The sequence below is a fragment of the Haloferax marinum genome (assembly GCF_009674625.1).
Lineage (GTDB): Archaea > Halobacteriota > Halobacteria > Halobacteriales > Haloferacaceae > Haloferax > Haloferax marinum.
In genome coordinates this window covers 2,076,064-2,096,257 of sequence record NZ_WKJQ01000001.1, presented here as the reverse complement: position 1 = coordinate 2,096,257, position 20,194 = coordinate 2,076,064, and the positions used below count along the sequence as shown (strand labels likewise).

Here is a 20,194-nt window from a genome sequence, read left to right as displayed (position 1 = left end):
CCAGTCGGCGGGCGTGCATCACGTCGCTTTTCTTCTCCGAAGGTGCCAGACGAACTATGGACCCCGGTATCCTCTTCGCCATTCTCGCTGCCCTCGGGTGGGGTGTCTACATCTTCGGCCTCAAACGCTACTTCCAGGGATACTCCGCGGCGCAACTCGCAGTCGTCATCAACATGTTCGCAGTCACGTGGTACGCACCCGTCACTGCGACGAGGCTCGACGCCGCGCCGATACCAACGTTCTCCGAACTCGGACTCGTCGGCGTCGGTGTCGTCCTCATCACCATCGTCTTCATCGGCCTCGGGTTCGTCCTCTTCGTCGAAGCCCTCGACGGCGGTGACGTGTCGTACGTCGCGCCGATAAACAAACTCGTCCCCGTATTCGTCTTGCCCATCGAAATCGTTCTGCTCTCACAGCACCTGACTGCGCTCCAACTCGTCGGTGTTGCCGTCGCGACGTTGGCAGTGTACGTTACCAACTACCAGGGTGGAAAGCTCTTCGACCCGCTTCGCCGGGCAGCGAACTCTCGGCCGGCGCAGTTTGCCCTCGCCAGCGCCATCTGTTACGCCGTCAGCGACGTCGGAAAACGGGTCTCCCTCCAAGAGTTGTCCATCCCGACGTCGCTGTGGGTTCCGATTCTCTTCGTCGGTGGGGCGCTCGTCTTGCTCCCACTCGCCGTCCGCGACTGGCAATCGGTTCGGGGCCACCTACCGAGGTTCGCCGTCATGGGCCTCGTCGTCGCCGGGAGCGAACACGTCACCTCGGTGGCGTTCTCGCTGATTCCGGCCAGTATCGGGTCGCCGATCATCAACACGCAGGCCGTCGTGGCCGTCGTTCTCGGTGGTGTCATTCTCCGTGAATCGCAGTTCGGGACCCGCCTCGTCGCGGCGTTTCTCGCCGTCGCCGGCGTCACACTCATCGCAATCGGTGACGTGGGGACGCTCGTTTCGGTCGTCGGGTAACCAGTCACCGACTCGAATCAGAGAACCGCTTCGACGACGTCCATCTCGCGCGATGTCGTAATCTCGTCGGTGTCCCACTGTGAGACCGTCTCGACAGTCTCTTCGACGAGCGACTGAATCTCGTTCCAGTACTGGTCTGGACGCCCGTTCCGAGTGGCGAACCGCTCGGTGTAGAACGCTCCAAACAGTTCGTGGACGCGTTCGGTATCAGGGTCGGTCGTCTCCACCGTGTCACACCAGCGGTCGACCGTTTCGGACGACGTACCCACGTACAGTGCACCGAGAATCGCGTCGAGGCCGGAGTGGATGGTGTCGACGTCGTCCGTGAGGTCGCGGTTCGAGTCGTGGTCCAGTTGTCTCGCCATCGTGAGCGTCCACGCGAGGTGTGCAACAGCCGTTTCGACAGCTTCTGAGACGTCGGGAATCGGAATCGGCTTCGAGTACTGACCGTCCATCACCCGTGCGGTCTCTGTCGTCTCCGAGAAAATCGCTTTCTGGAGGTAGAAAGACGCACATGGGTGGTTCAGTGCAGCGTACACGAACGCAATCTCTTCCGGACTGCTCTCTTCGAGTGGAACGTTGACGAGCTTTTCCGTCCCGACCACTTCGCCCTCTGGGTCGACCCACGCACGGAGTCGGGTCCCTCGGAGGACTTTCAGCATGACGCGCGGAACGGCGTATTCGTCGACTGAGTCGCGGTAGTCGCCGAGGTCTTTGTGCCAGATGTCCTCCAAGTAGAACTCCTGGACCCACGGGTTCTTGTTGATGTAGTGGTCGTCGCCGTCGTCGAGGTTCTTCTTCGTACTGTCCGGGATGTACAACTGCCTCGTCGTGTCGTCGGTGGACATCACGTCACCGAGACGCCGTCCGTGTGAGAGCAGGCGCTCCAAGACGTCGCTCTGGTCGTCAGTCACGGGTCGGAAGATGATGGTCTTCGAATCCATCATGAACGCTTGGTCGACCCATCCCAGGTGGACCGGTTGGTTCGCAGTCGTACTTCGGAGGTCTTTGCTTCGGTGCACCGTCGGAGTGCTTCGCCGGCCGTCACCGCCGAGCGTGTTGACCATGGCGATGGTCTCCAGATTCACGCCGACGAATCCAAGGCCGACGTCGAAGATGTGTTTGAACTCGGTCTCCTCGAGCAGTCGTCCGCGGATGTCGGACCACGAACTGTAGAAGGCGATACTCTTGCTGACGATGTAGGAGATGACACCCCGGTCGTGGACGAGGTCCAACGCCCGTTCGTAGAACCACTCACACGAGTCGTTCGTCCCCTGACACTCGTAGTTGGTCTCGGTCTTCAGCAGTGGCTCTTCTTCAGGACTGAGAGACGCACCGTACGGTGGGTTGCTGATGACGACGTCGAACCCGCCGTTATCCACGAACACTTGCGGGAATTCGAGCGGCCAGTGACACGCGTCCAGTTTGTCGTCGCGGAAGTCCTGCCCAGCGTACTCTCGTTCGACGAGGACGCTCCAATCCTCGGGGTCCGAAAAGTGCTGTCGGAGGTGGTCGAAAATCTTCTCGACGTCGTCTTTCTCGAGTGTCGGACTATCCAACCGAGCTTTGTATTTGTACGTGGTGAAGCCGTTCTGCACCAGATACTCGTCGATAGAGTCGGGAATCCCATCCGGGATTTTGACACTGAGCGTCGTCGAAGACTGCGGCGCGGCGTTCAGACTGTCCCACGCCGACCCGACGTCGTCGACGTGGTCGGCGATAGTGAGGCGGTTGTTGTTCGAGTCGCTCTGTGCACCTGCGTACCACTCGTCGAGCTCCGATTTCAGTTCGTCGTGCCGGCGTTCGAGTTCGCGCTTCGTCTGTTTTTCGGGGTCGGCAGATTCCCTGTAGTCACCGACGTCTCGCCCATACGTTCTGAGTCGGTCCTTCATCGTCAGAGAATCGAGCGTGTACTGCTCTTTCCCGGTCACAGCAGCCGTGTCGGTGAACCCGAGGAGACTGTTCCCTGTTCGGATGTTGAACGTGATGTCGGGGAGCGGCGGAATCTCGTCTCGCTCGTCGACGGGTGCGCCTTCGGTCGTGTCTACCGGTGTCGCACTAATCAGCCACAGCCACAGACGCAACTTGCAGATCTCTGTCGCTCCCTCCAGGATGTCGACACCGAAGATGTTCTGTGCGATTATCTGGCGTCTGAGGACGTACTCGTCGGTGTCGGGTCGGCACATCGAGCGCCACTCGAACAGCGTGTTCGCCACCGCGAGCGCGAACGAACCGCTCCCGACGGCGGGGTCGCACACCTTCAGTTCCGTCAACTTCGAATCGACGTACTCCAGAACCTCCTCGGACGTCTTGTACTCCTCGTAGAGGACGTCGAACCCGTCTTTTTGGTCCGACTCGATTCGCCCAGACTGCTCGTTGCCCGGTCTGTACAGGTCGGTGACGTTCAGTTCGTTGGGTACCGCTCCACTACCGAGGTCTTCGTCGAACTTCTCCAGCAACCCTTCCCACAACGCCCGACGGGCCTTGAAGTCGGTTATGTCCTCGCCCGTGTAGTACGCGCCGACTTCGCTGTTTCCTTCCGACAACAGGTCGTTTCGTTCCGACGCGTCCAGGTCACTCAGACGAACGTCGTCACCGACTTTACTCACCGAGATGACGAACTTCTCGTAGATGTAGCCGAGGACGGCAGGGGTCAGGTTTCCAACGGTGTCGGCTTCGTCTTCGTCCGTCCCCTCGAGTCCATCCAGAAGCCAGTTGTACTCGTTGAGTTCGCTGACGAGGGCCTCCCAATCGAAGTCCTCGACGACTAGCTCTTCGTCTTCCGAGACGAGTTCGCCCGCCGTGGTTTCGAGGTCCTCGGGTTGGAACAGTCCACCGTTGAGATACGGGACGTGGAGCCAGTACGACCCGGTGAATTTGATGTCGTCAGTGGTTTTGGAGTTCAATCGGTCGAAGAAGATGGTCCGAAGGAGCGCCCAGAAGTCGTCGTGTTCGCCCACGAGCGTGTCGAACACACGGTCTGTCTTCCCAGGAACCATCTCTTTCGAGTCGTTCACCGGAACGACGACGCCGCGTTCGACGAGGAAGTAGAGGAAGACCAGACGGTCGATGATACGCTGTGCAGAGAGGAGTTCTTCTCTCTTGCTCAGCGTGTGACCACTCTTGGTCCTGAGAGAACTCGCGAGGTCGGAGCGATGGTCCCACAGCTCTCGGTAGAAACGGTCGACGACGTCCTTGTAATCGAAGAGTGCGTTGATATCGTCCGGGACCTGGCGTAACTTATCGCGCTTGCTCTCTGCCGTCGTCGACGTGTGGTGGTCGGGGTTGTAGATGAACTGGAAGTTCCCCCGAGACGCACGGAACACCTGCACTCGATTGGTCTCCGGGTCGAAGAACCAGAAGTACTGCAGTCGAGTCCGTCGTTTCAACTCCTGGGTAATCTTCTTCGGCGTGTCCCGAGGGACGGCCGACATCGGGAACTCGAAGTATGCAATCCGCACCGACCCCTCGATACTGAACTGATACGTGACGTCGTGGCCGGGGTCGTACGTGACCGTATCCGACGTTGGCTCTTCGAAGTACGCGGCGTCGACGAGGTACTCGTATCCGTAGCCACCGTCAGTTCTGTGCGTGGGGGTGGCGTCTAGCGTAGTCGGGTAGTCTGCAGCGTCAGTCATTGGTGTGGTATTTGATGACGGCTTTTACTTCGCTCTCTCCGGAAGTACTCGTGCCTTTCTGCGATAATTGAATAACTGTTTGCCATTCCGATGAGTTCCGTATCTCGGTGTCCGGGTTCGACATCCACCCGTAGTCCTCTTTTTGAATTGATGACAGCGCGTCCTCCAGAGTATTGCGCTGTGGAACGGTGTACGCGTCTGCTTCTAACCGTTCTCGGACAGCACTGAGTGTCTCTTTCATCTCCGAATCCGAAACCAGACCTAGCACGTCCGATACGAGGTCGATCAGTTGCGACGCGGCACGACCTAACTGACCAGCAGTCACTCGTTCTCGGTTATACTGTTCTTGGCGTTCTTTTCGAATCGTTTCGATAGTGTCCGTATCGCTCGCTGTGAGTCCCACACCTTTCGGTCCTGCTTTCACACTCCGGTGAAGCGGCGTCCAGACAGACGGGTCGCCGCCAGTCTCACCGAGTATGGCAAACCCTGACAAGAGCGTTTCACGAACTTCGGCGTCGATGTCAGCGGTCGGTTGGTCCTGTCCACCGGCGGATTCAAGAGTCGTGTATATGGGCCGATTTATGGACGCTGAGACCACCGAGATGTCGTCCGGAGACAAGTTGTACGTGTCGATGGCTCGCCGTAAAACCCGGTCCGTCCGTGTCTCCTCCGGTGGGGATTGCTCCGGGGCAATCTCACTCGGGTCCGAGGAAGCCATCGTGTCGTTGTACTCTTCTAAGCTTTCCAGATACTCTTCGCGTTCGTCTTTGTGCAACTGCTCGATTTTCTTCTCGTCCATTAACCAGACGATGAAGTCTAACCCGACGATGTCGAGGATGGTGTCGAGTCGTGCGTCCAACTTCTCGTACAGTTCGAGTTCGCGGTCGATAGACCCCGCAGGACGGAAGTTGTGAACCTCGACTTTCTTCGGGTTCGTAATCCGTAACGCCCGCCCAGTCCGCTGGATGAGTGTGACCGGGTTGTACGGGAGGTCGAAGTTCACGATGACGTCTGCACGCGGAATGTTGACCCCCTCTGCCAACATGTCTGTCGTGATGATTACGTCGAACTCGCCACGGTTGAACGTAGAGACGAATTCCTCTTTGTCAGTTGATAACCCTCCGTGAATACGCCGCACGCCGTCGAACTCTGCAGAGAGACTCTGGTACAGGTATTCGACTGTGTCACTGTACTGCGAGAAGATGACCAGCGGTTTGTCCTCAGAGAGTTTCGCTTCGATAATCGACCGAAGTCTCGTGACCTTTCGGTCTCCGGGGTAGGGGATAGTTGACGCGCGGCCAAACGCAGACGTGATTCGGTCTAACATCTGCTCGATTAGATCGATATCTGCCTGTAAGTTCCGGAGGACGGTCTGTTGGAGGTCCGGGTCGAGAGAGCGGTAGGTGGAAACGACAGTGCCGAGTCGTTCGAGGTCCGTCGCGTTTGCCGCTTCGTTCGGGTCGATACTGGTAGACAGCGCAGCAACGTCGTTCTCTTCGAATGCCGTGTCCCGTTCGATGGCCTCGTAGTACAGAATAAACCGCTTGTGAAGATTGTCGATGCTGTCGTGAAACGCTTTGAGACTGCTCTCCAGTCGCTTATACAACCGCCACTTGTGCCGGAAAATCAGGTTGTCGAAGTCCTGGTATCCCTGCCCATCCCATAGCTTCGAAGGCTCGTAATTGAGTTGGTCGAGGAAGGGAACGATTTCGTCGAAGACTTCGTTCTGGTACTGAGCGGGGTAGTCGTACTCTTCTTCTGTGATTTCCGGGTCCTCGTACTCGACGTCGTCTCCCGCCAACTGGCGAAGGTCGTCTTCGAACTCCGTTTGGATGATACGCCACGTAATCTTGATGGACAACTCGTTTTCTATCTGCTTGATGTCCTGAATGAGGCCACTGCTGAGGTCGTCGTAGTTGTCTAACTGCTTCAGTTTCTGTCGGGTGCGCTCGTAATGCGATTTCAAGCCCGCTTTCTCGAACTGCTGGACTCTCGGTCCGCGGTAGAACAGGTCGATCAACGAAAAGAGGTCTTCGGGACTGATGTTGATTGGTGTCGCGCTCGTCAGCAACACGTCGGCATCGTGGTTCTGTCGAACGATGTCCTCCAGATTGTTCCGGCGGTTACTGTCGTTCCGGAAGTTGTGTGCCTCGTCGACGATAATCAAGCTAAATCGGTCGGTGTAGTCCCGGTAATCGAAGATACGGTCACCATCTGTTGCCTCTTCGAGTGGCTGTTTCTGCAGCATCCCCATCGAGAGGAACTCCGCGTCCGCGTCGACGCCGAACTCTTCGAACACCGATTTCCACTCTTCGGTCACACTCGACGGCGCGACAACCAAGATCTCTTGATTTGGCGACCGCCGTTGATAGGTCGCTGCAGTCTGTGCGGCAACGTACGTCTTGCCAGTTCCAACACTGTTCGAGAGGATGTATCCCCCGTAGCGCTGGAGTCGCTCCATCACGATGTTGTACGTCAAATTTTGGTACTCAAGAAGCGGAGAGCCATCGACCGAAGTCGTACTGTCCAGCAAGTAGTCCCGGTCGAGGTACCGAACGAGTTTCGCGAAGAAGACAGACGGTGGCTGGTAGACGTAGTCACTCTGTTGGACGGTTTCGAGGACTTCTAACACGTCGAGGTCCTCTTCACCGTGTTCCCACAGTTTGTCGAACCACTCTCGGAATAGCTCTCGGTCTTGGTTTCCGGTCTGCATCTGCACCGAGAGTTCGATGTTGTTCTGAAGCCCACTTCTACTGAAGTTAGCCGAACCAGCCCAGACGTCATCTGGGACCTCAGAACGGAGGTAGAAGCTGTACAGCTTGGGGTGGAAGGTCCGCTCAGTGATGACTCGAAAGTCGATCAATCCGTCTCTGATGAACGTCTGGAGCACGTCGATTGCCTCGTCGTCGTATTCGATGACTTGGTCGGTGACGAGAGCGAGCAGAATCGACTTCGTCCGGTTCGACGTTTCGGGACCCATCACGACTCTGATGGGGGCTTCGGTCCCCCACTCCAGTTCGTCGATTTGGCTCACGGTCTCTGTTTCGAGTAGCTCCTGAAACGTTTCGGATATCGCTTCGAACCCGGAGAAAAAGAGGAATCCGGTCCCGATGTCCATTCGGAAACTGTTCTCACGGTCGGCTTCGATTGCCTTCGTGAGATAGTGTTCGAACACGTCGAGGACGCTTCCTTCTCTGTCGTCCCCTAACAGTCCAGCGTTGTTGTCGATGACCCGATTTCCGATGTCCTTCATCGTCTCTGTCGCTCCTTCAACCGGGGCGTAGTGTTCGAATCGAAGGTGGTGTGTCCTTCGTAGTCTTCGGTCTCCGCGGGTCGTCTGGTGGTCCAGTCGTACGCGTCACTCGTGAGCATAGATTCGAGATGGCGTGGTAGTTCGGAATCACAGCAAGAAGACGTCATTTGCGTGTACTATCACCACACTTGTAATACATTCAAATGACAGTACCGGTCGGCGTTCACCCTCGATGTCGTGCTCTAGAAGTCCGGAAACGGCGCAGTACACCGCCGCATAGTATCTACATAAATACGAAGCGCGCGCCCCACCGCTCTCGAACAACAGGTTTCAAGCGGAGCCTTCGCCAACGACTGGGCATGTACGACCGACTCAAGGGATTTCGTGACTTCTACCCCGAGGAGATGTCGGCTCGACGCAAGGTGTTCGACACCGTCGAGACGACCGCCGCTCGCTACGGGTTCCGCGAAATCGGGACGCCGTACCTCGAACGGACGCAGATGTACGTCGACAAGTCCGGCGAGGAAATCGTCGAAGAACTGTACGCGTTCGAAGACAAAGGCGGCCGCAACGTCACTCTCAACCCCGAGTTGACGCCGACCGTCGCCCGGATGGTCGTCGCCAAACAGCAGGCGCTATCGAAGCCAATCAAGTGGGTCTCGACGCGCCCGTTCTGGCGCTACGAACAGGTCCAACAGGGCCGGTTCCGCGAGTTCTACCAGACGAACGCAGACATCTTCGGGTCGTCCGAACCCGAGGCAGACGCCGAGATTCTCGCCTTCGCGGCCGACGCCCTGACCGACCTCGGCCTCACCGCCGACGACTTCGAGTTCCGCGTCTCCCACCGCGACATCCTCGGCGGCCTCCTCCGGTCGTTCGACGCCGACGTAGACGTTCGAGACGCCGTCCGCGCCGTCGACAAATCCGAGAAAGTCGAACGCGAAGAGTATCTCGGACTGCTCTCGGATGCGGGTCTCTCGTACGACCAAGCCGACGAGTTCGCCGACCTCCTCGAACGTGGCGACCTCGACGAAATCGCAGAGTTCGGCGGCGAGAACGTCGAGGCGGCAGTCGAGAACCTCCAGAACGTCCTCGCGGCGGCCGAGGACTTCGGTGCGGGCGAGTTCTGTCACGTCTCGCTGACGACCGCTCGCGGCCTCGACTACTACACGGGCGTCGTCTTCGAGTGCTTCGACTCGACTGGCGAGGTCTCTCGTGCGGCGTTCGGCGGCGGCCGATACGACGACCTCATCGAATCGTTCGGTGGCCAACCCACGCCTGCGGTCGGTGTCGGCATCGGTGCCGCCCCACTCCAACTGCTCTGTCAGCGTGCCGGCGTCTGGCCCGAAGAAGAACTCACGACGGAGTACTACATCCTCACCGTGGGCGACACCCGAACCGTCGCCTCACGAATCGCCCGTGACCTCCGCGCCGCAGGTAACGTCGTCGAAGTCGACGTCTCCGGTCGGAGTTTCGGCGCACAGATGTCCTACGCCGACTCCATCAACGCCGGCACCGTCGTCATCGTCGGCGAACGTGACTTAGAGAACGGCGAAGTGACCATCAAAGACATGGAGTCTGGCGACCAGACGACCGCACCGGTCGACGACTTCCCAGGCGACTTGGACGAACCGACCTACGTCGATTACGAGTAGAGACGCCCCTGCATTCGGTCCGTCTCCGACACGTGAGGAGTGAATTTCCTCGCGTACGAACCTCGAGGCGTCGATTCTCGCAGAGTGATTCTGGCGAACGTCCTTTTCTCTCCTCCCAGCATATCGAAAACCGAGATGTACAACACGATTCTCGTCCCCGTCGACGGGAGTGCCCCGAGTGAATCGGCCCTCGAACAGGCTATCGACCTGGCGTCGACCATCGGGTCGACGATTCACGTCGTCTACGTCGTCGACGAGCGAGTCCTCCACGCGACCCAACTCGACGCCGGTGGCCTCGTCCGTGCCTACGAAAAAGAAGGTGAAAAGATCGTCTTGGAGGCTGCCGAAGTGGTCCAACGAGCAGACGTCGACGTCGTGACGGCCGTCGAACACGGGTCGCCACACCGCGCTATCCTCCGATACGCTGACGAACACGACATCGAACTCGTCGTCATGGGAACCCACGGCCGTCGCGGACTGGAGCGATACCTCATCGGAAGCGTCACCGAACGCGTCCTTCGGATGACGGACGTCCCCATCCTCACCATTCGCGGTGAGGAAGAACCGTTCGAAGAAGACGCATAGCCACACAGACACGCCGTCGTCAGAGTGGGCCGATTAAGTACAGCGGCGGTGAACTCCGTTTCGATGCGCGTGTTCCGTATCGCCTACGACGGCCGCCCGTACTACGGCTTTCAGCGACAGCCGGACGTCCCGACCGTCGAAGATGCGATTCTCGATGCCTGTCGTGCTCTCGGAGTCTGTGAGTCGAACGCGGTGCCGACGGGATACGCCGCCGCCGGCCGAACCGACGCGGGCGTCTCCGCACTCGCACAGACCGTCGCATTCGAGTGCCCAGACTGGTGTACGCCACGGGCGTTGAACTCCGAACTCCCCGGAACCGTCAGAGCGTGGGCCGCCGCCGACGTACCCGACGACTTCCACGCGAGACACCAACCGAACCGTCGAGAGTACGTCTACGACCTCTACGCGCCGGTCGAATCGTTCGACGACGAACGGGCCGCCGAGGCGTTCGACACCCTCCGCGGTGAACACGACTTTCACAACCTCACCCCCGACGACTACAACACCGTCCGAACCATCGACGGCGACCTGACCAGGGATGGCGACTTTCTCCTCGTCCGTGTCGAAGCGGGTGGATTCGCCCGCGAACTCGTCCGCCGACTGGTCTCGTTGCTTCAGGTCGTCGGGTCGGGGTCGGCCCCGATGTCGAAGGTAGCCGACGTACTCGGCGCAGAACACCTGAAGGGACCGGACGGTGTGCCGCCTGCGCGGCCGACACCGCTCGTCCTCACGGCCGTCGAGTATCCGGGTGTCGAGTTCGATGTCGACCCAGACGCGGCCGAAAGCGCCGTCGAAGTGTTCACAGAGCGAGCGCTGGCAGACCGAATCGGGTGGCGCGTCGGAACGCGAATCCGGGATGGAATCGACGGTGCGGAGTGAGACGAAGGCCGCCGAAAGAGATTACTCCCACTCGGTGGGCCAGATTCCCGCCGCCTTCATCCCTGTCTCGAAGTCTGCCTGCTGAAATGCGGCGACGAGTTCGTCGTCGTCGAGTCGCGGAATCTCGTCGACCGCAGCGGCCGCTGCGAGTTCACGGACGAGAAGCGCGGCCAACATCCCGTGTTCGCGGACGTTCCGGTCGTCTACTTTGTCTCGTGTGTCCGCGTGCGTGTGGCCCCACCCGCGGCCACGTTCCCCGCTGTCGCTGTGGAGTTGCACCGCGGGGACACCCGCCCGGACGAACGGCCACTGGTCACTGAACGGGTGGGGTTCGGACTCGACGCGAATCGGGTGTCTCGTCTCGTCTGCGACAGTCTCGGCGACGTCGGCCATCGCGTCGGACGAATGCGTCATCGCCACGAGGTCACGGAATCGCCCCGCGCCATCGACGTTCACCACGGCGGCGACGCCGTCGAGGTCCAGTGTCTCGACGAGGTGTTCTGCGCCGATTAGGCCGACTTCTTCGGCACCGACACCGACGACGCGGATACCGAGTTCGAGGTCCATCGCCGCGAGGATTCGGGCCGCAGTGACGACAGTGGTGATGCCACACCCGTTGTCCAGTGCACCTTCGGCGGTGTCGTGGGCGTCGTAGTGCGCACAGAACACGAGTTCTCGGTCGGTGTCTGGCCCGATTCGGCCGACGACGTTTCGACTCTCACCGGGTTCCGTGCTGGCGTCGATAGTGAGGCGGGCCTCTCCTCCTCGGGTCGCGTACTCACGCAACCACGCACCCGTCTCTTTGCTCACGCCAGCGGCGGGTGCGACTGCTTCTTCGTTGTATCGGAGTGTGCCAGTCGGCGGGAGTTGCCCAGGGACGTGGTTGACGAAGACGAATCCCTTCGCACCGGAGTCGATGGCGTAGTTGAACTTCTCGACCCGATGGACGAACCGTCCGCCTTCGGGTGTGGTCGTACTGGCGACGACGATGGCGCCTTCGACGTCGTGGTCGTCGATTTCGGCGGGCGTCCCGTATCCCGCGTCGACGAGTGGGCCAGAGACGTCTGCCGCCGGGGAGTAGGGGAGTGCGATAGCCTCGAACGACCGCTCGTCCGGAGCAGTGAGTTCGAGCGTCGTCTCGCCGCGCGTCCAGTGTGCCATCTCGAAGGTGTCGAACTCGACGTGTTCGACGCCGGCGTCTGCGAAGGCGTCCGCGACGATGTCGCCCGCACGAGCGTCGCCGTCGCCGCCCGCCATCCGGTCGCCGAGTGCGGTCAGTTGGGTGAGAAACTCCCACGGTCTGCCGTCTGTCCACGTTCGAGCGAACGCCGCACGGGCCGCCGGAGAGAGGTCGTTCATGCCTCACTCACACTGTGGGAGTCCAAGTGGTTTGTGCCCCATGTCAGACACATGGATATATAAGTTGTGCATAACTTCTAACTAATCCGACGTGGTACGGCGAGGTACCATGCCACAATGTCAGAACTGCGGTTCTTTCGTTACGGAAGGGTATGTGAGGGTGTTTGCACCAGAGGGCATGGAAGAGCCGCGAGTCTGTCCTCACTGTGAGGATATGGTCCGCGACGGTGCGCAGGTACGACAAGCGAGAGCGACACGACACTAATCTCGACGCTGCTTCGCCCACTCTTCTCCTCGCCGGCAGTCGATTGACAAGGCTTACCACCCGCCCGTACGACAGGTGAGACATGAGTTCGGTTCCCGAGCGGAGCGACATCGACGAGGAGTACAAATGGGACCTCGACAGCATCTACACCTCCGACGACGAGTGGGAGGCCGCCTACGAGGACGTTGCCGAGCGCATCCCCGAACTCGAAGCGTACGAGGGGCGCTCGACGGAGGACCCCGAGACGCTTCTCGAACTCCTCGAGACGATGGAGTCGGTGCTCCGCGAGGTTTCGATGGTCGTCTCGTACGCCAACCTTCGCAGCAGCGAAGATACGCGAAACCAAGAGTACCAAGCGCAGGCCGGACGCGCAGAAGCACTGGCGTCGAAAGCGCGAAGCGCTGTCAGCTATCTCGACCCCGAGATACAGGAACTCGGCCGTGAGGGAGTCGAGGAGTTCGTCGCCGAAGAACCGGCGCTCGAAGCCTACCAACACCACTTCGACGACGTCCTTCGGACGAAAGAACACACGCGGTCGGCCGAAGTGGAAGCAGTCCTCGCCGACCTCTCTGACGTAACTGGCTCGCCGAGCGACATCTACTCCATGCTCGCGAACGCCGACTTGGAGTTTCCGACCGTCGAAAAGCCCGACGGCACGTCCGTCGAGATTACGCAGGGGAACTTCACCAAACTCCAGAAACACCCCGACCGAGCGTTCCGGCGGGCCGTCCACGAGGAGTTCTACGACACGTGGAAAGACGTGCGAAACACCGTCGGGTCGTCGCTGAAAAACAGCGTCAAAGCCGACGTGAAGAAAGCACGCATCCGCAACTACGACACCGCCCGACAGGCCGCACTCGACGGTCCGAACGTGCCGGTCGAAGTGTACGACAACCTGCTCGAAACCGTTCGTGACAACCTCGAGCACCTCCACCGGCACGCCGAACTGAAGCGAGCGGCTATCGGTGCCGACGAGTTGCAGATGTGGGACCTCTACGTCTCGCTCACCGGTGGCCACGGGCCGGAGATTTCGTACGAGCAGGCCAAAGAGTACATCGTCGAAGCAGTGGCACCGCTCGGAGAGGAGTACCAGTCGCGGATGGCCGAGGGCCTCGAAACCCGCTGGGTCGACGTCTACGAGAACCGCGGCAAGCGCGCGGGGGCGTTCTCGTCTGGAACCTACGACACCCAGCCGTTCATCATGATGAACTACCAGGACGACGCCGCCTCGATGTTCACGCTCGCCCACGAGTTGGGCCACTCGATGCACTCCGAACTCGCCAACGACGCCCAACCGTGGCACGACGCGGGGTACGACATCTTCACTGCCGAAGTCGCCTCGACGGTCAACGAGACGCTCCTCACCGAGTACCTGCTGGAGAACGTCGAAGACGACGAACTCCGGATGCACGTCCTCGACGAGTATCTCGAACGGTTCCGTTCGACGCTGTTCCGCCAGACGATGTTCGCGGACTTCGAACTCCAGATTCACGAAATCGTCGAGGCAGACGGTGCACTCACTCCGGACCGCTTCGACCAACTCTACGGCGACCTGAAAGCCGAGTACTACGCGCCGGCCGAGACAGACGACCACATCGCTCGTGAATGGGCTCGAATACCCCATTTCTACTACTCCTACTACGTCTATCAGTACGCGACAGGAATCTCTGCTGCCGCGGCTATCGTCGAACGCATCCGCGACGAAGGCGAGTCTGCCGCCGCAGAGTACCGCGACGCCCTCGCGCTCGGTGGAAGCGAGTACCCACTCGACGTGTTGAAGACGGCGGGTGTGGACATGACCGAACCCGAACCGATAGAAGACGCGATGTCGGTGTACGAGTCGTTCCTCGACGAAGCGGCCGAGTTGATGGACCTCGAATAGAAGGTCAAATCGCACTCTCACCGGGGTCGGTTCGGTGGGCGGCGTCGTTTCGCGGCGACAGTTGGCACTATTCGTCTACTGCGAGATGGAAATCGATGGCTGCATCGATCAGCGTAGCGGCTGACTCGAACTCCGTCTCTGTGGTGACGAGTTCATCAAGTGCTTCCTGAGGCATAGACGCCACAGAGTACTTGTTATTCACAGTACTGGAGTTGTATGGTCCTGCCTCTGTGACGCCTTCCCAGTCCTCGTGCTCTGAGTGAGTGTTAATGACCGCTGTGGGGAATAAGTCACCGAGAGAGATGTCAGTTTGAGAGTACGGTTCACGGGCGGCGATGAGTGGGTGAGACGCACCATGCAGATCTGCGTAGAGTTCCTCGAGGATGGCGAGGTGCTCTCGGTAGGTCGCAGGGGGTTCGAAATCGATGTCGGCATCGGTAAGTGGGTTCTGTCGTAGCATTGTTGGGTTTTGTTTGGTATTACTCAGTTGATACGATGTTCTCGTACGCTGCTAACAGCACAGTGATGATGCACCGGTCGCGTTCGAGAAGGATTACACCAGTCTCTTCGTGTAGCCGTGCAGTTTCGTAATCACGGTGGGTTCCGAGTTCGACTGATTCGCCTTCCGTCCACGCTTGGTGAATTGGCGGGGCAGTCACGCCCGCCCGCTGGGTGTACCGAAGACGCCCGTGTTCTGTCGGAGACGGAGCACTAACGCTCATTCGTCCTCCTGACAGAGACACCGAAATCCATTCAGCGTCGTATAACTGCCGCCGAGTGTGTGGGTATGTGCGGCGGTGGTTGTAGAGTGGTCACTGTCGATAGGGTGTGGAGTACTTGTGGTCACGGTTGGATCCCGAGCCGACGGAACGAGGAACAGTCCACACGGCCTAGATGTGGGGAGTCCTGCTCCGCTCGACTACGTATTAACCCACGCAGAGTAGGTACTTAAATCTGAGGAATTTGTGAAAATATAGAATGCCCTTTTCGAGGGTTTGAATGCCCCAATGGCCCATTTTGCACTATGACTCATTATGAAATAAATCGGTGGTTGAATTTCTCATTCCGGGGAGAGTACAACAAATATATATCCTCACTTCCCATACAGTGAGTTGGCCTAGATGTGGGGGTCTTGACTCCCAGTCAACCCCTTCGTTTCTAATCGCTGAGCGGTGCATGACGAGGAAACTATTATAAAAATCTGTTGTCCATCTAGCCGAGTTGCTGACGAGCAGTCACGGAAAATCACATGGGGAGTAATGTACTATATGAAGTAGCCGATTGCACTACCGTCCCGTTATCTCTTCTTCAGTTACCCTCGGGCGTGAGCGAGCTCACAGTAACCGATACTGTACTCGCTGCCGAGTCGTTCCTCGACGAAGCGGCCGAGTTGATGGACCTCGAAGCGTAGAAAACGAGCGCTCTCAGCCGAGTTGGACGATTTTCGCCCGTCCCGACGCGCTGTTGATGTGGATATTGTACTCGCCTCTGTCGTCGGAGGCGTGGACGACCCACGCCGTTCGCTGGTGAGACGGCGACTCGATGACTGCGTCTTCGTGTCCCGTAACTTCGAGTTTCTCACGGGCGATTCGTTGGGCTTCGAGTGGTGATGTCACCGACTGCCGCCCCTCGCCTAGCCGAAGTGTCATCACGGGAACAGAGACCTGGCGGCCGACACGTTCGGCGACGCTCCCGTTGAGCAGTCTGTCGACGCCGTCGCGGCCGTGGGTCCCCATGACGACGAGGTCCGCACCGGTCGTCTCGGCGAAGTCGGCAATCGTCTGGGCGGGTTCGCCCTCGGCGACGGTCGTATCCACTGAGACGTCGTGTTCCGCCGCGTGCTCACGGACTTCTTCGAGGGCGCGTCGTCCGCAATCTGCGACTGCTTTCGCTGTCGATTCGTCGGCAGACTGGTCGCCAGCGACGTACAGTGCGTGCACTTCTGCACCAACCGCGTTGGCGAGATGCACCGCGTGACCCGCCGCATTTTCGGCTTCTGGACTGCCATCGACTGGGACGAGGATATGAGTGTACATTGGTGACCCTCCTGAAGGGATGTAGGATATCCAGGGAATAATAGCGCACATTCCGTTCCTATTTTTCGAGAATGACCGCCCCGGTATGTACATCCGGAGTACGTAGTTCGTCCCGAGCGCCGCATACGACGGCGCCGTCTAATCATGAATGACGGATGGAACATCGTCGTCTGCGTCAAACAAGTACCCGACGCCGACGACGTCACGATCGACCCCGACACAGGGACGCTGAACCGGTCTGACGCCCCTGCGGTCCTGAACAGACCCGACCAAAACGCCGTCGAGTCCGCACTCGCACTCCGCGAAGCGGTTGGGGGAACAGTGACCGCGATAACGATGGGTCCACCTCCGGCGAAGGCCGTCCTCCAGACGGCTGTCGGTGCCGGCGCTGACGGCGGCGTACTGCTGACCGACCGCGCATTCGGTGGGAGTGACACGTGGCCGACCAGCCTCGCACTCGCCAGGGCGGCAGACGAACTCGACGCAGACGTCGTCATCTGTGGTGAAGAGAGCACCGACTCTTCGACCGGACAGGTCCCGCCAGGCATCGCCGCCCACAACGAGTGGTCGCAACTCACCTACGTCGAAGAGCTCGAACCTCGACCAGACGAGGGCGTCCTCGTCGGAAAGCGAGACGTCGAGGGAGGCTACGAACGCGTCGCGGCCAAACTCCCCGTCGTCGTGGCGATGGAGTTCGGTGCGAACCGGCCGCGACCGGCAGGGTTACACCGGAAGATATTCGCCGAGACGGAGTTCGAACCCGTCGAGTGGAACGCCTCCGACCTCGGCATCGAAGACCGAGTCGGACTCGCGAACTCACCGACCAAAGTCGGTGGCATGGACACCGCCTCGCCGGTCGAGCGTGAGCGCGAACGCGTCGACGACGTCGACGAACTGTACGAACACATCATGGAGGTACTCTGAATGACAGTCGATATCGACGAGTATCGAGGTGTCTGGGTCTTCGTCGAACAGCACGCCGGCGAAGCAGCACCCGTCTCGTGGGAACTGCTCTCGAAAGGCCGCGAACTCGCCGACGAGATGGACGAGCCGCTCACCGCACTCGTGATGGGCCACGACGTCGCCCACCTCGCCGACGAAGCACTCACACGCGGTGCCGACCACGCACTGGTCGCCGACGACGAAGTGTTCGAACCGTACCGTGCCGACCCCTACGGCGAGCAGTTCCGCGCACTGGTCGAAGAGCGTAAACCGAGTATTGTCCTCATCGGCGGGACGCACACCGGCCGCGACTTCGCAGGTCGCGTCGCCGTGCCGGCACACGCCGGACTCACCGCCGACTGTACCGAACTCGACGTCGACGACGAAGGGTTACTCCTCGCGAGTCGCCCGACCTTCGGCGGTGACGCGATGGCGACCATCAAATGTCCGTCGCACCGTCCACAGATGGCGACCGTCCGCGCCGGTGTCTTCGACGCCAGCGAACCTGGCGAGGTGGACGTCGATGCCGACGCCATCGAAGAAGTCGAGGTCGTCGTCGAGGAGAAAGACACGCTCTCGGAAGTCATCGAACGCGTCGTCGGCGACGTGGTCGATATCACCGACGCCGACGTCGTCGTCGCCGGTGGTGCAGGATGTGAGGGGAACTTCGAGCCCATCGCCGAACTCGCCGAGGCGCTCGGTGGCGAAGTCGCCGCCAGTCGCGCCGCCGTCGACGAAGGCTGGGTCGAACCGGCACGACAGGTCGGCCAGACGGGCAAGACCGTCCGCCCGCACCTCTACATCGCCGCCGGAATCTCGGGTGCTGTCCAGCACCTCGAGGGGATGAACGACAGCGACTACGTCGTTGCTATCAACACCGACTCGAACGCGGCGATATTCGACCACGCCGACTACGGAATCGTCGGTGACCTCCACGAAGTCCTGCCGAAACTGACTGCGATGATTCGTGAGAAACAGGAGGTACCAGCATGAGCGCAAACGGAGCAGAAAGCCTGCAACTGCCGAAGATGGTGTCCGAGACGCCAGACTACAACGACGCCTACGACGCTATCATCGTCGGTGCCGGTCTCGCGGGGACTGCTGCAGCGCTGACGATGGCCCGCGAGGGGCTCGACGTGCTGATGCTCGAACGCGGGCCTGCACCGGGGACGAAGAACGTCTTCGGCGGCGTCCTCTACACGCCGACTATCCGCGAGTTGGTCGACATCGACAGCGCACCGACCGAGCGCTACATCGCCGAGAAACGCTTCTCGATGCTCACCGCTGACGGTGACGAGACGGCCGTCTCGGTGCGGCCCGGTGCGTGGCGCGACGAGCCACACAACGACTCGTACACCGTCATCAGACGGCGGTTCGACGAGTGGTTCGCCAAGCAAGCCGTCGAAGCGGGTGCGACGCTCATCACCGAGACGACGGTGACGGGCCTCATCCGCGACGGAAAGAAAATCGTCGGCGTCGAGACCGACCGGCCGGACGGCGAGATTCGCGCCCCGGTGGTCGTCCTCGCAGAGGGTGCGAACTCGCTCGTCAGCGAGGGCGCGGACCTCAAAGAGAGTCCGGACCGCGAAGACGTGGCCGTCTCGGTCAAAGAAGTGTTCAAACTCGACCGTGACACCATCGACGACCGGTTCCGCCTCGACGGTGACGCCGGTGCGGCCTACCACTACTTCGGTGATGGTGCTGTCGGCCAAGCGGTCGGCGGTGGGTTCGTCTACACCAACAAACGGACCGTCAGTGTCGGTGTCGCCTACCGTGTCGAAGACGCCGCACAGGGGCAGACGCCCGAAGAGACACTCGATGCCTTCGAATCGCACCCTGCGGTCGCCCCGCTCATCCGTGGTGGCCGACGCATCGAGTACTCTGCACACGTCATCCCCGAAGGCGGGGCCGACGCGATGCCGGACCTCGTCCACGACGGGGCCGTCGTCGTCGGCGACGCCGCCGGGTTGGTTCTGAACAACGGTGTCCACCTCGAAGGGACCAACATGGCCGTCGAGAGTGGCTTCCACGCCGGGAAGGCCATCGTCTCTGCACTCGCAGACGACCGCAGCGACGAAGCGGCACTGGCCGACTACCCGCGTGACCTCGAAAACTCGTTCGTCGTCGAGAACCTGCGGCACTACGACTGGTTCCAACAGACCATCGCAGACGACCGCGAGTTCCTCTTCGAGGACCTCCCACGGGCACTCGCCGACGCCGAGACGGAGTACTTCAGCATGGACCGCACGTCGAAAGACGAACACACCGACGCGGCACGTGACCGCCTCCTCGAAGCAGCAGGTGGGTGGTTCGGTGCTGCGAAACGCGCGTGGCGCTTCCGGAGGATGTTATCATGAGTACGGCACAACCACAGGTTCCAGACGTAAGCATCGAGGACCGTCTCTACACGGTCAAATATCGTGACGCAGGCGAGTCGCACCTCGGGGTCGCAAATCCCGACGTCTGTACAGACTGCACCACCAACGAGTGTGCAAAGGTCTGTCCAGCGGCCGTCTGGACCGTCGAAGAAGACGGCGACGGTGTCCCGCACATCGCCTACGAGAACTGTCTCGAATGCGGGACCTGTCGGTTCGGATGCCCCCACGACAACGTCACGTGGGAGTACCCCAAGACCGGCGGCGGCGTCGTGTTCAAACAAGGATAGACGGCGACGGCACGCGTTTGCGGCCTCTTTTTTGACGTCGATGGAGTGGCAGGCGGTACTCGTACGTCCCCGA

The 20,194-nt window shown here is 60.2% G+C and carries 16 protein-coding genes; 10 read left to right on the top strand and 6 right to left on the bottom strand.

Features of this window, described 5'->3' with window-relative positions; translation table 11 throughout:
* The first annotated feature begins 56 nt into the window (after window positions 1-56).
* Window positions 57-962 carry a DMT family transporter gene (locus GJR99_RS10645; protein ID WP_151111965.1) on the top strand — a complete coding sequence of 302 codons (906 nt, stop codon included), beginning with the start codon at window positions 57-59 and terminating at the stop codon, window positions 960-962.
* Between the two features lie 17 nt (window positions 963-979).
* Here the strand turns inward: GJR99_RS10645 and GJR99_RS10640 are convergent, their stop codons facing one another.
* Entirely contained in the window at window positions 980-4,600 is a 3,621-nt protein-coding gene (locus tag GJR99_RS10640; protein WP_151111963.1) for an Eco57I restriction-modification methylase domain-containing protein, read from the bottom strand.
* The gene (locus tag GJR99_RS10635) at window positions 4,593-7,853 is read right to left on the bottom strand and encodes a helicase-related protein (protein WP_151111961.1); all 3,261 of its coding nucleotides are present in this window, start codon (window positions 7,851-7,853) and stop codon (window positions 4,593-4,595) included. Before GJR99_RS10635 ends, GJR99_RS10640 begins: the two co-directional genes overlap by 8 nt.
* 359 nt (window positions 7,854-8,212) lie before the next feature.
* On the opposite strand from GJR99_RS10635, the gene hisS reads away from it, so the two are divergent.
* The 3 genes from hisS to truA all read left to right on the top strand — a co-directional run bounded on the left by hisS (window position 8,213) and on the right by truA (window position 10,972).
* Entirely contained in the window at window positions 8,213-9,508 is a 1,296-nt protein-coding gene (hisS, locus tag GJR99_RS10630; RefSeq protein ID WP_151111959.1) for a histidine--tRNA ligase, read from the top strand.
* A 135-nt stretch (window positions 9,509-9,643) separates the two neighbouring features.
* On the top strand, window positions 9,644-10,093 hold the full coding sequence (locus tag GJR99_RS10625) for a universal stress protein (RefSeq protein WP_151111957.1): 450 nt from the start codon (window positions 9,644-9,646) through the stop codon (window positions 10,091-10,093).
* A gap of 63 nt (window positions 10,094-10,156) precedes the next feature.
* Window positions 10,157-10,972 (top strand): tRNA pseudouridine(38-40) synthase TruA, encoded by an 816-nt coding sequence (gene truA / locus GJR99_RS10620; protein WP_151111955.1) that lies wholly within the window; start codon window positions 10,157-10,159, stop codon window positions 10,970-10,972.
* Window positions 10,973-10,993: 21 nt separating this feature from the next.
* On the opposite strand, the gene GJR99_RS10615 is transcribed toward truA, so the two are convergent.
* The gene (locus tag GJR99_RS10615) at window positions 10,994-12,331 is read right to left on the bottom strand and encodes a M28 family metallopeptidase (RefSeq protein WP_151111953.1); all 1,338 of its coding nucleotides are present in this window, start codon (window positions 12,329-12,331) and stop codon (window positions 10,994-10,996) included.
* Between the two features lie 109 nt (window positions 12,332-12,440).
* Here GJR99_RS10615 and GJR99_RS17975 point away from each other — a divergent pair, with 109 nt between their 5' ends.
* A complete protein-coding gene (locus GJR99_RS17975) occupies window positions 12,441-12,596 on the top strand; it encodes a DUF7563 family protein (RefSeq protein WP_449271629.1) in 156 nt (51 codons plus the stop codon).
* An 82-nt stretch (window positions 12,597-12,678) separates the two neighbouring features.
* The gene (gene pepF / locus GJR99_RS10610) at window positions 12,679-14,478 is read left to right on the top strand and encodes an oligoendopeptidase F (protein ID WP_151111951.1); all 1,800 of its coding nucleotides are present in this window, start codon (window positions 12,679-12,681) and stop codon (window positions 14,476-14,478) included.
* 67 nt (window positions 14,479-14,545) lie between these two features.
* Here the strand turns inward: pepF and GJR99_RS10605 are convergent, their stop codons facing one another.
* The 3 genes from GJR99_RS10605 to GJR99_RS10595 all read right to left on the bottom strand — a co-directional run bounded on the left by GJR99_RS10605 (window position 14,546) and on the right by GJR99_RS10595 (window position 16,514).
* On the bottom strand, window positions 14,546-14,938 hold the full coding sequence (locus tag GJR99_RS10605; RefSeq protein ID WP_151111949.1) for a hypothetical protein: 393 nt from the start codon (window positions 14,936-14,938) through the stop codon (window positions 14,546-14,548).
* A gap of 19 nt (window positions 14,939-14,957) precedes the next feature.
* Window positions 14,958-15,200, bottom strand: coding sequence for a hypothetical protein (locus GJR99_RS10600; protein WP_151111947.1), 243 nt, complete (start codon window positions 15,198-15,200; stop codon window positions 14,958-14,960).
* Between the two features lie 702 nt (window positions 15,201-15,902).
* Entirely contained in the window at window positions 15,903-16,514 is a 612-nt protein-coding gene (locus GJR99_RS10595) for a universal stress protein (RefSeq protein WP_151111945.1), read from the bottom strand.
* 144 nt (window positions 16,515-16,658) lie between these two features.
* On the opposite strand from GJR99_RS10595, the gene GJR99_RS10590 reads away from it, so the two are divergent.
* From GJR99_RS10590 to GJR99_RS10575, 4 genes are read left to right on the top strand one after another with little or no spacing between them, the layout of a single operon-like run.
* Window positions 16,659-17,438, top strand: coding sequence for an electron transfer flavoprotein subunit beta/FixA family protein (locus GJR99_RS10590; RefSeq protein WP_151111943.1), 780 nt, complete (start codon window positions 16,659-16,661; stop codon window positions 17,436-17,438).
* Window positions 17,439-18,449: an electron transfer flavoprotein subunit alpha/FixB family protein gene (locus GJR99_RS10585; RefSeq protein ID WP_151111941.1), complete on the top strand. Its 1,011-nt coding sequence runs from the start codon at window positions 17,439-17,441 to the stop codon at window positions 18,447-18,449. It abuts the gene before it with no gap.
* Window positions 18,446-19,813, top strand: a complete 1,368-nt coding sequence (locus GJR99_RS10580; RefSeq protein ID WP_151111939.1) for an FAD-dependent oxidoreductase — start codon at window positions 18,446-18,448, stop codon at window positions 19,811-19,813. Before GJR99_RS10585 ends, GJR99_RS10580 begins: the two co-directional genes overlap by 4 nt.
* A complete protein-coding gene (locus GJR99_RS10575) occupies window positions 19,810-20,121 on the top strand; it encodes a ferredoxin family protein (RefSeq protein ID WP_151111937.1) in 312 nt (103 codons plus the stop codon). Before GJR99_RS10580 ends, GJR99_RS10575 begins: the two co-directional genes overlap by 4 nt.
* The last annotated feature ends 73 nt before the right edge of the window (window positions 20,122-20,194 follow it).